General features: G+C 70.2%; 12 protein-coding genes. 8 read left to right on the top strand and 4 right to left on the bottom strand.

What is annotated here, in order from left to right:
* Window positions 1–9: 9 nt before the first annotated feature.
* Window positions 10–1,875, bottom strand: a complete 1,866-nt coding sequence (locus ACYVO6_RS00300; protein WP_461056346.1) for an AAA family ATPase — start codon at window positions 1,873–1,875, stop codon at window positions 10–12.
* Between the two features lie 437 nt (window positions 1,876–2,312).
* Complete coding sequence (locus ACYVO6_RS00295; protein WP_461056344.1) at window positions 2,313–2,945, bottom strand: uridine kinase family protein; 633 nt, start codon at window positions 2,943–2,945, stop codon at window positions 2,313–2,315.
* Between the two features lie 161 nt (window positions 2,946–3,106).
* Here ACYVO6_RS00295 and ACYVO6_RS00290 point away from each other — a divergent pair, with 161 nt between their 5' ends.
* The 3 genes from ACYVO6_RS00290 to ACYVO6_RS00280 all read left to right on the top strand — a co-directional run bounded on the left by ACYVO6_RS00290 (window position 3,107) and on the right by ACYVO6_RS00280 (window position 5,533).
* Window positions 3,107–4,474 (top strand): peptidase C39 family protein, encoded by a 1,368-nt coding sequence (locus ACYVO6_RS00290; protein ID WP_461056342.1) that lies wholly within the window; start codon window positions 3,107–3,109, stop codon window positions 4,472–4,474.
* Window positions 4,475–4,619: 145 nt separating this feature from the next.
* Window positions 4,620–4,766 carry an SCO1431 family membrane protein gene (locus ACYVO6_RS00285; RefSeq protein ID WP_461056340.1) on the top strand — a complete coding sequence of 49 codons (147 nt, stop codon included), beginning with the start codon at window positions 4,620–4,622 and terminating at the stop codon, window positions 4,764–4,766.
* A gap of 113 nt (window positions 4,767–4,879) precedes the next feature.
* Complete coding sequence (locus ACYVO6_RS00280; RefSeq protein WP_461056338.1) at window positions 4,880–5,533, top strand: TetR/AcrR family transcriptional regulator; 654 nt, start codon at window positions 4,880–4,882, stop codon at window positions 5,531–5,533.
* A 51-nt stretch (window positions 5,534–5,584) separates the two neighbouring features.
* Here the strand turns inward: ACYVO6_RS00280 and ACYVO6_RS00275 are convergent, their stop codons facing one another.
* Window positions 5,585–6,838 carry a glycoside hydrolase family 18 protein gene (locus ACYVO6_RS00275; RefSeq protein WP_461056336.1) on the bottom strand — a complete coding sequence of 418 codons (1,254 nt, stop codon included), beginning with the start codon at window positions 6,836–6,838 and terminating at the stop codon, window positions 5,585–5,587.
* Window positions 6,839–7,187: 349 nt separating this feature from the next.
* Between ACYVO6_RS00275 and ACYVO6_RS00270 the strand changes: the two genes are divergently transcribed.
* Window positions 7,188–8,360 (top strand): acyl-CoA dehydrogenase family protein, encoded by a 1,173-nt coding sequence (locus ACYVO6_RS00270; protein ID WP_461056334.1) that lies wholly within the window; start codon window positions 7,188–7,190, stop codon window positions 8,358–8,360.
* Between the two features lie 574 nt (window positions 8,361–8,934).
* On the opposite strand, the gene ACYVO6_RS00265 is transcribed toward ACYVO6_RS00270, so the two are convergent.
* Window positions 8,935–9,363, bottom strand: coding sequence for a hypothetical protein (locus ACYVO6_RS00265; protein WP_461056332.1), 429 nt, complete (start codon window positions 9,361–9,363; stop codon window positions 8,935–8,937).
* 265 nt (window positions 9,364–9,628) lie between these two features.
* On the opposite strand from ACYVO6_RS00265, the gene ACYVO6_RS00260 reads away from it, so the two are divergent.
* The 4 genes from ACYVO6_RS00260 to fxsA all read left to right on the top strand — a co-directional run bounded on the left by ACYVO6_RS00260 (window position 9,629) and on the right by fxsA (window position 13,670).
* The gene (locus tag ACYVO6_RS00260) at window positions 9,629–10,069 is read left to right on the top strand and encodes an Lrp/AsnC family transcriptional regulator (protein WP_033321839.1); all 441 of its coding nucleotides are present in this window, start codon (window positions 9,629–9,631) and stop codon (window positions 10,067–10,069) included.
* 57 nt (window positions 10,070–10,126) lie between these two features.
* A complete protein-coding gene (locus ACYVO6_RS00255) occupies window positions 10,127–11,743 on the top strand; it encodes an amidohydrolase (RefSeq protein ID WP_461056329.1) in 1,617 nt (538 codons plus the stop codon).
* Window positions 11,744–12,248: 505 nt separating this feature from the next.
* Window positions 12,249–13,016, top strand: a complete 768-nt coding sequence (locus ACYVO6_RS00250; RefSeq protein ID WP_461056327.1) for a polyprenol monophosphomannose synthase — start codon at window positions 12,249–12,251, stop codon at window positions 13,014–13,016.
* 72 nt (window positions 13,017–13,088) lie between these two features.
* The gene (gene fxsA, locus ACYVO6_RS00245) at window positions 13,089–13,670 is read left to right on the top strand and encodes an FxsA family membrane protein (RefSeq protein WP_461056325.1); all 582 of its coding nucleotides are present in this window, start codon (window positions 13,089–13,091) and stop codon (window positions 13,668–13,670) included.
* The last annotated feature ends 247 nt before the right edge of the window (window positions 13,671–13,917 follow it).

The following is a 13,917-nucleotide window of genomic DNA, read 5'->3' as shown; positions in this document are numbered from 1 at the left end:
GACGCCCGGTCACAACGCCGACGGATCCTGGGGCCCCCGGCCCGACAGGACCTCGCCGTACGCCTGCATCAGATCCGGCAGGCGCAGGGTGGACAGGTCGTCGCGGGTCAGCTCACCCGTGTAGCCGGACAGCCGTAGATCGCGATAGGCGCAGCTCTTCTCGTACAGAGTGCGCAGGAAGCGGCCGTTGCCGAGCTCGTCGATCCAGCCCTGGTCGACGACATGCCCGCTGATGGAGCGCAGCTCGTCGAGCGCCTCCTCGTCCCATACGTCGCCGTTCTCGGCGGCCAGCACCTCGCCGATCGAGGTGAGTTCGAGGGGGCGGTACGAGGGGAAGTCGACGCGGGTCGTGAAACGGGACGAAAGCCCGGGGTTGGCGGCGAGCAGGCGGTCCATGCCCTCGGGGTAGCCGGCGAGGATCACGACGAGATGGTCGCGGTTGTCCTCGGCGCGCTTGAGCAGCACCTGAAGCGCCTCGTCGCCGTATGCGTCGCCCTTGCTGTAGCCGGAGTTGGACAGCGAGTAGGCCTCGTCGACGAAGAGGACGCCGCCGATCGCGGAGTCGATCAGTTCGTTGGCCTTCACGGCGGTCTGGCCGAGGTACTCGCCCACCAGGTCGGCGCGCTGGGCCTCCACGAGGTGATCGCCGCCGAGCAGCCCGAGCGCGTAGAAGACGCGGCCCAGGATGCGGGCCACCGTCGTCTTGCCGGTGCCGGAGGGTCCGGAGAAGACGAAGTGCCGCTTCGGCGGCTGCACGGGAAGGCCCTGCCCGGCGCGCAGCCGGGCCATGTTCAACTGCGCGGACAGCGCCTTCACCTGCCGCTTCACCGGCTCCAGACCGACCATCCGCTCCAACTCGGCGAGCGCCTCCTCGAGCAACGTGGGGTCGGTGGGGCCGGTCGGCAGCTGCGGAGGCTGGACCGGCACTATGGCCTTCTCGCGGACCGTGTCGGTCTCGGACGGCAGTCCGCCCGACGGCGGCAGATCGGGCTCCGAGAGCTTGAGGTCCCGGCCTTCCGGGCCGAACAGCGCGTCGACGCCGTCCGGTCCGTCGATCATGTCCTGGACGCCGGTGAGCGTGATCGCCGCGAGGTCCGCCGCGTCGTCGTACCCGTCGCCCTCGGAGATCGCCGCGAGCCGCGCCGAGGTGTCCATGAAGGCGGGGTCGACCCGGTGCACCGCCCGGTACAGGGGCAGCGCCGCCGCCGACCGTCCCGTGCCCTCGTGCGCCCGCGCCAGCCAGTACCGCAGCTCCTTGCGCTGCGGCTGCTCGCTGCGACAGCGCATCAGCGCAGCCGACAGCAGCGGCTCGGCCTGCCCGTACATCTCCAGGCGTACGCGCGCCATGCCGCCGAACAGCCCGGCCTCGATGCCCAGCATCGGATCGTCGATCAGCGGATCGGTGTGCCGGACCAACTGCTCCCAGTCCTTGACCAGATAGGCCCGGCAGGCGTGCAGAAACCGCACCTGCGGATCGGCGTCCACCGGCGGCAGTCCGGCGAGCGCCCGATCCAGCTCCGGGACATGGCGTCCGTCGAGCCAGTGCGAAGCGTGCGCGAGCAGCAGATCGCGTGGGCTCTCCAGCACGGGCTGCACCCACCAGCCCAGCCAATACCAGGAGTTGAGGGTGCGCCGGTGGCGGGCGCGCTGTTCCCCGAAGCGCTCCCGGTGCCGGAACATCCGCAGCAGCGCGGTGGTCGTGTCGATGCGCAGCGCGTGCAGCCCGAGCCAGCCGTCGGCCATCCCCGGATCGGTCCGGACCGCCGCGCGGAACTCCTCCTCCGCCTGCGGATAGGCCCCCATCGTGTAGGCGTCCACACCTCGCAGCCAGGCGAGGTCGGCCGGGGCCTCGGGGCCCTGCGTGCCGAAGTCCATCACGTCCCCCACATACCGTGCCCCCGTTGAGTGCCGGGCGGGCCGGTGCCCGTCGGCAGCCTTCGTCGAACCGCTGTGCTGTGGACGGGAGTTGCGCGTTCGGTGCGGAGAGCAGCCGTCCGAAGGTCGCACCGAGAGGCATCGTACCCGCGGGGCGGTACCGGGCCGAAGAGTGCCCGCACGACGGGTTCTTCGAGGTGGGAGCACATGGGGCGCACTCAGCTCGGTGACCGAGGGTGAGCGAATCATGGCGCCCGGCGTCCGGAATCCGGAATGAGGACAGAACGAAGCCCCCGATCACGGGGGAACAACCGGGGGCTTCGCGTCTGTCGGCGACTTCGAAAAGCCGCACATTGAGAACGTAAGACCTGTACGGCCCCTCGGTCAAGCCGAGTTGAAGCACTTGGGGCACTTCTCGGACACCCCTCTTCACAGGTTCAGCACACAGGCGACGGCCCGTCACGCTGCGTGATGATCTGGTCCGGTCCAGGGGTCCCAGCAGGTCCCGGAAACACCTCAAATCCCTCCGAAAACCCCCGCACCAAGAGATCGGCAAAGGGCCGAGAAGGGTCCTCGGCGAAGTGGCGGCGCTCGGCGAGAACCCAGCCTGCCCAGAAGTCGCTCTGTTCCGAACCGTCGCGCTTCTGACCTCGCGCCCAGGCGTGCTCGGGCGGCAACTCCATCCACAGCAGGCACGCCAGAAACGGCCGCAACGCACGGCGTCCCGCGCCCACACCCTCGACGAGCACCACGGGCGCCGGCGGCAGTTCGCGGACCGGCCCGAAGCGGCGCGCCTGCCAGTCGTACGGCCGGTAGTGCGCACGCTCGCCGCGGCTCAGCGGCTCGACGACGTCCCGGAGCAGCCGACCCGTCCACGCGAACAGTTCCTCGTGCGTGGCGATGTCGTCCAGGTGCAGTACGGGTGCGCCGCCCAGCGCCTCGGCCAGCCGCCCCGCGAACGTCGTCTTTCCGGAGCCCGCGTGCCCGTCGATGCCGACGAGGCGGACTGGGCCGCAGGAGGGCGGCAGTTGGTGGAGGCGGGAGGCGAGGGTGTCTGGCGAGGTGTGCACATTGCCAGGGTATTTCCCGAACGTAGTGCCAATGGTTGTGACCAATATTGATCGGTGCTACGGCCTCTGAGGTGCTGGCAGGAGACAGCACGGGCATCCATAGTTGGCGCACACCCACACTTTGGACTCGCCCGTTCCGGAAACCTGGGGGTCACCCGCACATGACCAGAGCCGAACAGCCCTCCCGCAGAAGCCTCTTGGCCGTGGCGGTGGCCGCGACAGTGGCGGGTGCCGCCAGCCCGGCGGCCGCCGCCGGCTCCTCCGCCCGCACCGCGCACGCCCCGTCGAAAGCGCCGTCCGGCCAGGTCGACAACCGTGCCTGGACCTCGTACACCGACTGGCGCGGCGGCACCGCGGAGGGCACCCGCGCCGTCTCCGGGAAGCGTCCGGGCCTGGCGATCGCGACCCCCGCCGGCCGCATCGACTACGCGGACCCGCACACCGGCAGGACGGCCACCTGGGAGTACGCGCGCTGGACCTCGCCCGTCCACCGCCTCGCCGTCCCCTCGACCGAGGTCATCGCCTCCTGGAACGCGCACACTCCGGCGGGGACCTGGCTCCAGATCGAGCTGGCGGGCACGTACTCCGACGGAACGGACACCCCCTGGTATGTGATGGGCCGCTGGGCGGCCGGTGACCAGGGCATCAGGCGTACCTCGGTGGACGACCAGAGCGACGGCAAGAGCAGCGTCTGGACGGACGCCTTCTCCATCGACGACGCGGCCTCCGGTCTGCGTCTCGTCTCGTACCGGCTGCGGCTGACGCTGTACCGCAAGCCCGGGGCGAAGATCACGCCCACCGTGTGGCGGCTGGGCGCGATGGGTTCTGACATCCCGGACCGCTTCACCGTCCCGGCCTCGAAGCCCTCGCTCGCCAAGGAGCTGACGGTCCCGCGGTACTCGCAGGAGACCCACATCGGCCAGTACCCGGAGTACGACAACGGCGGCGAGGCCTGGTGCAGCCCCACCTCCTCGCAGATGATCATCGAATACTGGGGGCGGAAGCCCACCGCCGAGGACCTGGCGTGGGTCGATCCCGACTTCGCGGATCCGCAGGTGTGCCATGCCGCCCGGTTCACCTACGACTACCAGTACGAAGGCTGCGGCAACTGGCCCTTCAACGCCGCGTACGCCGCCACGTACAAGGACCTCCAGGGCGTGGTGACGCGACTCGGTTCGCTCACCGATCTGGAGACACTGATCGCGGCGGGCATCCCGGCCATCACGTCCCAGTCGTTCCTCGAGTCCGAGCTGCCCGGAGCGGGTTACGGCACCGCGGGCCATCTGATGACCGTCATCGGATTCACGGCCGACGGCGACGTGATCGCCAACGACCCGAACTCACCGAGCAACGAGGCGGTGCGGCGGGTCTACCAGCGGCGCGCCTGGGAGAACATCTGGCTCCGTACCAAGAGGTACAACGCCTCCGGGAACGTGGTCTCCGGGACCGGCGGGGTCTGTTACCTCTACTTCCCGGCGCATTCCACGGCGCGCCAGCGGAACGCACTGGCGGCGGTCGGCATCCGCTGACAGGAGTGCTGACCTGGGCATACGGGACGTGACCAAGGTCTCTCCCGCAAAGGCCGATTCGGGTGGCAAGGTGGACAAACCCTGGGGCCGAGGGACCTATGGACCCGGGGAGTCCACCGATCGAAGCCAATGCGAGCGAGCTGCCATGACCGCGACCTCTGTCACCGCCGGACGCCTTCAGACCCGTACCGGCGGCCCCAAGGACGACGACCCGAAGATCCTTGAGCACCTTGCCGGCTGGACCTTCGTGGTGGTGCTCGCGATGCTCGTCACACAGCTCGGCATGATCTGACGGCTGGCCTGCGGGGCAGCGGAAGCAGTCGAAGAGAGTCGAACGGGCCGGTGGCGGGGGTCTGCCATACTGCGTGCGAAAGTTTCGGAGGCAGTTGAAGACCAGGGCTGGAATTGAACCATAGTCAACGGCACGACGACCGCCCACGGGCACGCGGCACCGACCGCTCCTTGGCGCGTCGTGCCGAACTCATCGCCATCGGGCGGAAGTTATTCGCCGACACGTCCTACGACACACTGTCGATGGACGACATCGCCAAGCACGCACACGTCGCCAAGGGCTTGATCTACTACTACTTCAAGTCCAAGCGCGGTTACTACCTGGCCATCATCGAGGACTCGGTGGCCGACCTGATCTCCCGCGCGGCCGGCGGCCTCGAACTGCCGCCCTATGAACGAGTGCACCGCACCATCGACGGCTATCTGCGCTACGCCGAGCACCACCAGGCCGCGTACCGCGCGATCATCACCGGCGGCGTCGGCTTCGACGCCGAGGTGCTCGCCATCCGCGACGGCGTGCGCGAAGCCATCCTCGAGACCATCGCCGAGGGAGCGTACGGCCGGCGCAAGGTCGCCCCGCTGCCCCGCATGGCGCTGCTCGGCTGGCTGTGCAGCGTCGAAGGCACCACCCTCGACTGGATCGACCGCCAGGCGCTCCCGCGCGACGTGATGCGCGAACTGCTGGTGAAGATGCTCGGCGGCGCCCTGCGGGCGATCGAGGACCTCGACCCCTCGTACCCGGCGCCGGAAGCCGCCCGCAACGCCTGAGCGAAGAGCGGGGGTCCGCCGACCCCCGCCCCAAGTGACGTACGGAACAAGCTAGTTGATCGACCGGATCAGCTCGCCGTCCGAGGTGTCACCGCTCAGTTCCCAGAAGAAGGTGCCTCCCAGGCCCTGCTGGTTCTTGTAGGCCACCTTCCCGGCGATGGTCGACGGGGTGTCGTAGCTCCACCAGTCGCTGCCGCACTTGGCATACGCCGTGCCGCCGACCGTGCCCGTCGCCGGGCACTTTGTCTTGAGCACCTTGTAGTCGTCGATGCCCTGCTCGTACGTCCCCGCCGCCGGACCGGTGGCGGTGCCGCCGGGCGCTGCCTGGGTGACACCGGTCCAGCCACGCCCGTAGAAGCCGATGCCGAACAGCAGCTTCGAGGCCGGGATACCGAGGCCCCTGAGCTTGGTGATCGTCGCGGAGGTGTGGAACTCCGCCTTCGGAATCCCGGAGTACGAGGTCAGCGGCGAGTGCGGAGCCGTCGGACCGGTCGCGTCCCAGGCGCCGAAGAAGTCGTACGTCATCGGGTTGTACCAGTCGACGTACTGAGCGGCGCCCGCGTAGTCCGCCGCGTCGATCTTGCCGCCGCTGGTGGCGTCGGCCGGGATCGCCGCCGTGACCAGCGCGGAGCCGCCGAACTTCGCGCGCACCGCCGACATCAGCTTCCCGTACGCCTCCCTGCCGCTGGTGTCGCAGGTCAGGCCGCAGGCATTGGGGTACTCCCAGTCGATGTCGATCCCGTCGAAGACGTCCGCCCACTTGGAGTTCTCGACCAGGTCGTAGCAGGACTGGGCGAAGGCAGTCGGGTTCCCGGCGGCCTCGGCGAAGCCGCCGGACCAGGTCCAGCCCCCGAAGGACCAGAGGACCTTGAGGTTCGGGTGCTTCTTCTTCAGCTCGCGCAGCTGGTTGAAGGTGCCGCGCAAGGGCTGGTCCCAGGTGTCGGCGGCGCCGTCGACGGACTCGGCCGCGGTGTACGTCCGTTCCGTCGCCGCGTAGGAGTCGCCCATGGCGCACTTGCCGCCGGTGACGTTGCCGAAGGCGTAGTTGATGTGGGTGAGCTTGGCCGCCGAGCCGGACGTGTCGATGTTCTTGACGAGGTAATTGCGGGCGTAGGTGCCCCACTCGGTGAAGTAGCCGACGACCTTCGAGCCGGCGGCGGCTTTCCTTGCCGGGCCGGAGGCCGTGGCGTCTTGCGACGCAGTGGCGGGGCCCGCACCGGCGAGCAGTCCCGCACCGAGGACGGTGCAGCACACGGCGGAAATGAGTGTCCGGAAGCGGGCGGGGGGACGTTGCGGTCTGAGCATCGGGTCACCTCGTGGGGAGGGGAGCGTGGGGGAGTGGTGCCGGCCCTGCCGGGTGGCGCTCGGGCAGGACGGTACCGCTTGGCATGAACGCGTTCGACGCTGGGGGGAACAGTAGAAGGACTAGACCAGTGCGTCAATGGTTCGGACCAATCCGAATGTGTTCTAATTAACGAGCGTTAACCGGTGACGCGCTGCTGCGGACCGGGCATACTCACAGCGCACAGCCGCTGGTCAGCTCCCTCCGTGACCCGGACGGACAGCATCGGCTGGGCACTGTGAGACCCGGTGGAGCCCCCTAAAACCAAGGCGGGCGCTCGCCGAAGTGCCCGACAGGGAGGAGAGCGTCGCCATGCCCGACCGCGCCCCGCAGCCGGTGGACCGTCAACTGCCCACGGACGAGGCCCGGGATCTGATCTCGCTCGTCCGCGACATCGCGCAGCGCGAGATCGCCCCGAAGGCGGCCGAGGAGGAGGACGCCGGGCGCTTCCCGCGCGACGTCTTCACGCTGCTCTCCGAGTCGGGACTGCTAGGTCTTCCGTACGACTCCGAGTACGGCGGCGGTGACCAGCCGTACGAGGTCTATCTCCAGGTCCTCGAAGAGCTCGCCGCGGCCCGGCTGACCGTCGGCCTCGGCGTCAGCGTGCACTCGCTGTCCTGCCACGCCCTCGCCCACTACGGCACGAAGGAACAGCAGGTCGAGCATCTGCCGGCCATGCTCGGCGGCGGCCTCCTCGGGGCGTACTGCCTCTCCGAGCCGTCCTCCGGATCCGATGCCGCCAGCATGCGAACCAAGGCCGTACGGGACGGGGATGACTGGCTGCTCACCGGCACCAAGGCCTGGATCACTCATGGGGGGATCGCCGACTTCTACACCGTGTTCGCGCGCAGCGGCGGTGAGGGGACGCGGGGCATCACGGCGTTCCTCGTTCCCGGTGACGCCGAGGGGCTGAGTGCGGCGGTGCCCGAGAAGAAGATGGGGCTGAAGGGCTCGCCCACGGCTCAGGTCCACCTCGACGGGGTGCGGATCTCCGACGGCCGGCGCATCGGCGACGAGGGCCAGGGCTTCGCGATCGCCCTGTCCGCGCTCGACTCCGGGCGGCTCGGCATCGCGGCCTGTGCGATCGGCGTGGCCCAGGCGGCGCTGGACGAGGCGGTCGCGTATGCCACCGGGCGCGAGCAGTTCGGCCGGCGGATCGCGGACTTCCAGGGCCTGCGCTTCATGCTTGCGGACATGGCGACCCAGATCGAGGCGGGCCGGGCGCTCTATCTCACGGCCGCCCGGCTGCGGGACGCGGGGCGGCCGTTCTCCAAGCAGGCGGCCATGGCGAAACTGCTGTGCACCGACGCCGCGATGAAGGTCACCACGGACGCCGTCCAGGTGCTCGGCGGGTACGGCTACACCGCGGACTTCCCCGTCGAGCGCTACATGCGTGAGGCGAAGGTGCTGCAGATCGTCGAGGGCACCAATCAGATCCAGCGGATGGTCATCGCTCGTCACCTAGCTGGTCCCGAGTCGCGGTGAACAGCCGCCCGTATCCGTACATGACCGAGGGCGCGACGAGCCGTACCCACTCGGGGTCGTGACGCCCCGGCAGAGTCCGGCCCCGTTTGGCCCAAGTGCGAAGCAGAGCACGGTAGATGGGCGGATCCTGGGGCTGCCGCAGCGCTTGGAGTGTTTGTGCCTTTGGCGTCTTTGCCTGTGGCTTTTCAGGCTGCTTCTGTGCGCTCGGCTGCTGCGCACTCTGGGGAGCCGGTTCCGCGGGTGCCGGAACGATAATCCTGCGGCGACGGCTCGTCTCTGCGTAGGTAGAGGTCATATCGGGGCCAACGCGTCGAGGCCGGACAAGTCACCGGCCACGGATTCGCCCGTCAGTTCACGGCGGGGCCCGTACGGGGTTCTGAACCCAGCCGGTCAGACTTGACGAAGTCCGGTGCGGCACCGCGCCCCTTCAGGGGCGCGGGGCTGTATCAACATGCGACTCCTCCCCCACTCTCGGCTTCGCTCGAGCGGGGGGACCCCCATCGTGGGCGCGACCAGCCACATACGGCCCGCAGTCAAAACCGGACCCGAATTCCGGCCGAACCCAGCGGAGCGCTTACGCCGCCTGGCGGCGCATCACCGGCACCCGGATGGGACGCGAGCCGGGGCCGCCGACGTGCGAGAAGGGTTGTGTGCGCCAGTCGAGTCCCTGAGGGAGCGTCAACAGCAGGGCGGTGTCCTGCTCCTGGGCCTCCATCGACTCGTCGGCGGGCCGGGCCTCGGCCGCCGCGCGGCCCGTACCGGCACAGACCGTGAGCCCGAACGGGTTCCACGGGGTGGCGCACAGCGCGTGCTCGGGCAGGACCTCCTCGTCCGCGAGGAGCGCGATGGGCTGCGCGCAGTCCGGGCAGATCACCCGGTACATCTCGAAGGTGTCGTACGCGTCGAGCTCGTCCTCAGCCGGTTCAACACCCTCCGGCGCGGGCTCGGCGACCGGCTGCTGCCGCTTGGGTGCGGTACGACCGGGGCGCTTCAGACTCTGCATATATTTTCTCCCCCTCGGGTGGGCCGACAAGGCGCTGCGGCCTCGACCACAGCAAGCACTTCCCGCCCCGTCTCGGCGGTAATCACGAGAACATCACGGAACCTGTGGCCACACTGTGGCGTTCGTCACATGCCGCTCGCAGGTGCCGGACGCGGTGGATTTGTCCCCGCACGGCTCGCCGGGTCCTCCCCATCAGATCACAAACCGGGTATGACCTGCGCCGCTGAGGTACCGGTGAGGATCAAGGGCCCTGTAGGTTCCTGCCATGGAGGAGCTCGACCGACAGATCGTGCAGCTGCTCGTCGAGGACGGGCGGATGAGCTACACCGACCTGGGCAAGGCCACCGGACTGTCCACGTCGGCCGTGCACCAGCGGGTGCGCCGGCTCGAGCAGCGCGGCGTCATCCGCGGCTATGCGGCGGTCGTCGACCCGGAGGCCGTCGGTCTGCCGCTGACGGCCTTCATCTCGGTGAAACCCTTCGACCCCAGCGCCCCGGACGACATCGCGGAACGACTGTCCGGCGTCCCCGAGATCGAGGCCTGCCACAGCGTCGCGGGCGACGAGAACTACATCCTCAAGGTCCGCGTCTCGACCCCCCACGAGCTGGAGGAACTGCTCGCGCGCCTCCGCTCGCTGGCCGGCGTGTCGACGCGTACGACGGTCGTCCTGTCGACGCCGTACGAGGCACGGCCGCCCAAGATCTGAACCCCTGGAAGAGCCCCGGAAGAGGGGTGCGGGCGTCGAGGGGCGAGACTGTTCTCCATGAGTGAGAGCACCGCCACCCCACGTACCGTGCTGCTGCGCGGCGGGGAAGTCCACAGCCCCGCCGACCCGTTCGCCACCGCGATGGTCGTGGAACGCGGGCAAGTCGCCTGGGTCGGCTCCGAGGGCGCGGCCGACGCGTTCGCGGACGGGGCCGACGAGGTGGTGGACCTCGAAGGCGCCCTGGTCACCCCGGCGTTCACCGACGCCCATGTGCACAGCACGGCCACCGGGCTCGCCCTCACCGGCCTCGATCTGTCCGACGTGCCCTCCCTGGCGGCGGCCCTCGATCTCGTACGGGACTTCGCCGCGGCCCGCCCCGGCGACCGGGTCCTCCTCGGCCACGGCTGGGACGCCGCCCGCTGGCCCGGGCGGCGCCCGCCCCGGCGGGACGAACTCGACGAAGCCACCGGCGGTCGCCCGCTCTACCTCAGCCGGATCGACGTGCACTCCGCCGTCGTGACCACGGCCCTGCTGGATCTGGCGCCAGGGGTGCGGGAGAAGGCGGGCTTCGAGGCCGGGCAACCGCTCACCCGGGACGCCCACCACGCCGTCCGCGCCGCGGCTCTGGGAGCCGTCACCCCGGCCCAGCGCACCGAGGCCCAGCGTGCCGCGCTGGCGCACGCCGCCTCGCTCGGCATCGGCTCCGTCCACGAGTGCGCGGGCCCGGAGATCTCCTCCGAGGACGACTTCACGGGGTTGCTGCGGCTCGCCGCGGAGGAGGCCGGGCCGAGGGTCGTCGGTTACTGGGCCGAGCAGGACGTCACGAAGGCCCGCTCCCTGGGCGCGATCGGCGCCGCGGGCGACCTCTTCGTCGACGGCGCGCTCGGCTCGCACACGGCCTGCCTGCACCGGCCGTACGCGGACGCCGACCACACCGGCACCTCCTACCTGGACGCCGCCGATGTCGCCGCCCATGTAGTGGCCTGTACGGAGGCGGGGCTGCAGGCCGGCTTCCACGCCATCGGGGACGCGGCCGTGACCGCTGTGGTCGAGGGAGTGCGCGTCGCCGCCGAGAAGGTCGGCCTGGCCCGGGTGCGTGCCGCCCGGCACCGTGTCGAGCACGCCGAGATGCTCACCCCCGAGACCATCGCGGGCTTCGCCGAACTCGGCCTCACCGCCTCCGTCCAGCCCGCCTTCGACGCGCTGTGGGGCGGCGAGGACGGCATGTACGCACAGCGCCTGGGCGCCGAACGGGCCCGTACGCTCAACCCGTTCGCGGCCCTCCTGCGTACCGGCGTACCGCTCGCCTTCGGCTCCGACAGCCCCGTCACCCCGCTCGACCCGTGGGGCACCGTCCGCGCCGCGGCCTTCCACCGCACGCCGGAGCACCGGATCTCCGTACGCGCCGCCTTCACGGCCCATACGCGGGGCGGCTGGCGGGCGATCGGCCGGGACGAGGCGGGCGTCCTGGTGCCGGGCGCACCCGCCGACTACGTCGTGTGGCGCGCCGATGAACTGGTCGTCCAGGCACCGGACGACCGGGTCGCCCGATGGTCGACCGACCCCCGCTCCGGCACCCCCGGACTGCCCGACCTGACGCCCGGGACGCGCCTTCCCGTCTGTCTGCGGACCGTCGTGGGGGGCCGCACCGTGTTCGTACGGCCGGAGGGGTGATGTGCTGGGGCGGCTCGGCGCCGGTCATCACCGGGCGCTTCGTCATGCGACCTGCGTGTCCTCCGCGCTGACCAGGCGATTGAGTGAAAGTCCGCAGCTCGAACGGCTGTTGACAGAAAGCGGCGGGTGGCCGGTAGGTTCGGCCGGGTCCACCACCGGACGTCCGACCGCGGAGGTTCCGAGCAGCCCTCGAAGCGCCGCTGCGTCAGGGGTGGTGTGCCGGACCGGCGCACCACAACTGGGAGCCAGGCCCAGCGCTCGCGCCACGAGGGCGGGGGAACGTACCGCAGGTCGGCAGGTGTGACCCGGGTGGGGCCCGGCGCTCAGTAGACAACGGCTCTAGGTCGATCCGCAGCCAGCGGGTCCCAGGTCGGCCCGAAGGGCGCCGGGCCCCGATCCGCTGTATCTTCCCCTTCTCAGGTCTCCCGGGCCGCCGTCCCTGCCTGCGCCGAAGCGGGCGCTCGCTATGGTGGAGCCCCTCGCACGGATGTCTTAAGGGGAAGCTGTGAACGACGGCGGTGGGCGGCAGTTCGGTCCGCTCGGCACCACCTTGGTGATCATCCCCACCTACAACGAGGTGGAGAACATCAGGGCGATCGTCGGCCGGGTGCGGGCCGCTGTGCCCGCGGCGCACGTCCTGGTCGCCGACGACAACAGTCCCGACGGCACCGGCAAGCACGCCGACGAGTTGTCCGCCGAGGACGACCACGTCCACGTACTGCACCGCAGGGGCAAGGAGGGCCTCGGCGCCGCCTACCTCGCGGGCTTCCGGTGGGGGCTCGAGCACGGTTACGGCGTACTGGTCGAGATGGACGCCGACGGTTCGCACCAGCCCGAGGAACTGCCCCGGCTGCTCACCGCACTCAAGGGCGCCGACCTGGTCCTCGGCTCCAGGTGGGTGCCGGGCGGGCGGGTCGTGAACTGGCCCAAGTCCCGGGAGTTCATCTCGCGCGGCGGCAGCCTGTACTCCCGCGTCCTGCTCGACGTACCGCTCCGCGATGTCACCGGCGGCTACCGCGCGTTCCGCCGGGAGACCCTCGAAGGTCTCGGCCTCGGCGACGTCGCCTCCCAGGGCTACTGCTTCCAGGTCGACCTGGCACGCCGTGCCGTCAAGGCCGGCTACCACGTCGTCGAGGTGCCCATCACCTTTGTCGAGCGGGAACTCGGCGACTCCAAGATGAGCCGCGACATCCTCGTGGAGGCGTTGTGGCGGGTCACGACGTGGGGTGTGGGGGAGCGGGCGGGGCGGATCTTAGGGCGTAAGTCGCCTTGATCCGTGGGGCCTTGGGCAGAATTGATCGCCCCCCTTATCCCGTCCTGAGCCGGGTCCAGGCACACTGGACGCATGACGACTGGCGCTCCGACTCCGACGTACCCCGCGCGACCGCGGCGGTCCCGGCTGCGTACGTTCCTGCCGCTCGGCATCGCCGCATGGCTGGTCCTGGAGATCTGGCTGTTGACCGTGGTGGCGGGCACGGCGGGTGGCTGGGCCGTCTTTCTGCTGCTCGTGGCCGGGTTCGTGCTGGGTTCCGTGGTCATCAAGCGGGCCGGACGCCGGGCCTTCCGGGCCCTGAGCGAGGCGCTGCAACAGCAGCAGGGCGGCGTGCTGCCGCAGGGTGAGCGGGACAGCGAAGGCAATGGCCTGATGATGCTGGGCGGCCTGCTCCTGATGCTGCCGGGCCTGATCTCCGACGCGTTCGGTCTCGTCCTGCTGATCCCGCCGGTCCAGAAGTCCCTGAGCCGCTACGCGGAGCGCACCTTCGAACGCAAGCTGCGTGAAGCCACTCCCGGCACCCTGGGCGATGCCTTCCAACAGGCCCGCATGCACCGCCCCGACGGCAAGGTCGTACCGGGCGAGGTCATCCGCGAGGACGAGGGCCGGGGGCCCGAGGGGGAGCCGGGGCCGCGTCCGCCGCTGATCAGCTGAGTCCCGCACCCCGTAGCCCCGTAAGGGGCGCGGGGCTGTATCAATTTGCGGCTCCGCCGCGATGGGGGTCCCCCCGCTCGAGCGAAGCCGAGAGTGGGGGAGCGACCAGCCACGACGATCCCGCAGCGCAGGCACGACCCGTCACACCCCCTTGCGGGGGCCTGGGGCGAGCCCGGGGCGCAGCCCCAGGAACGTGGATCACCCACCCGAGCTCAGCGGCGTGTCAGCGCACAACAGAACCGCGGGT

Source organism: Streptomyces pseudoechinosporeus (assembly GCF_054783935.1).
This window is presented reverse-complemented; position numbering and strand designations above follow the sequence as displayed.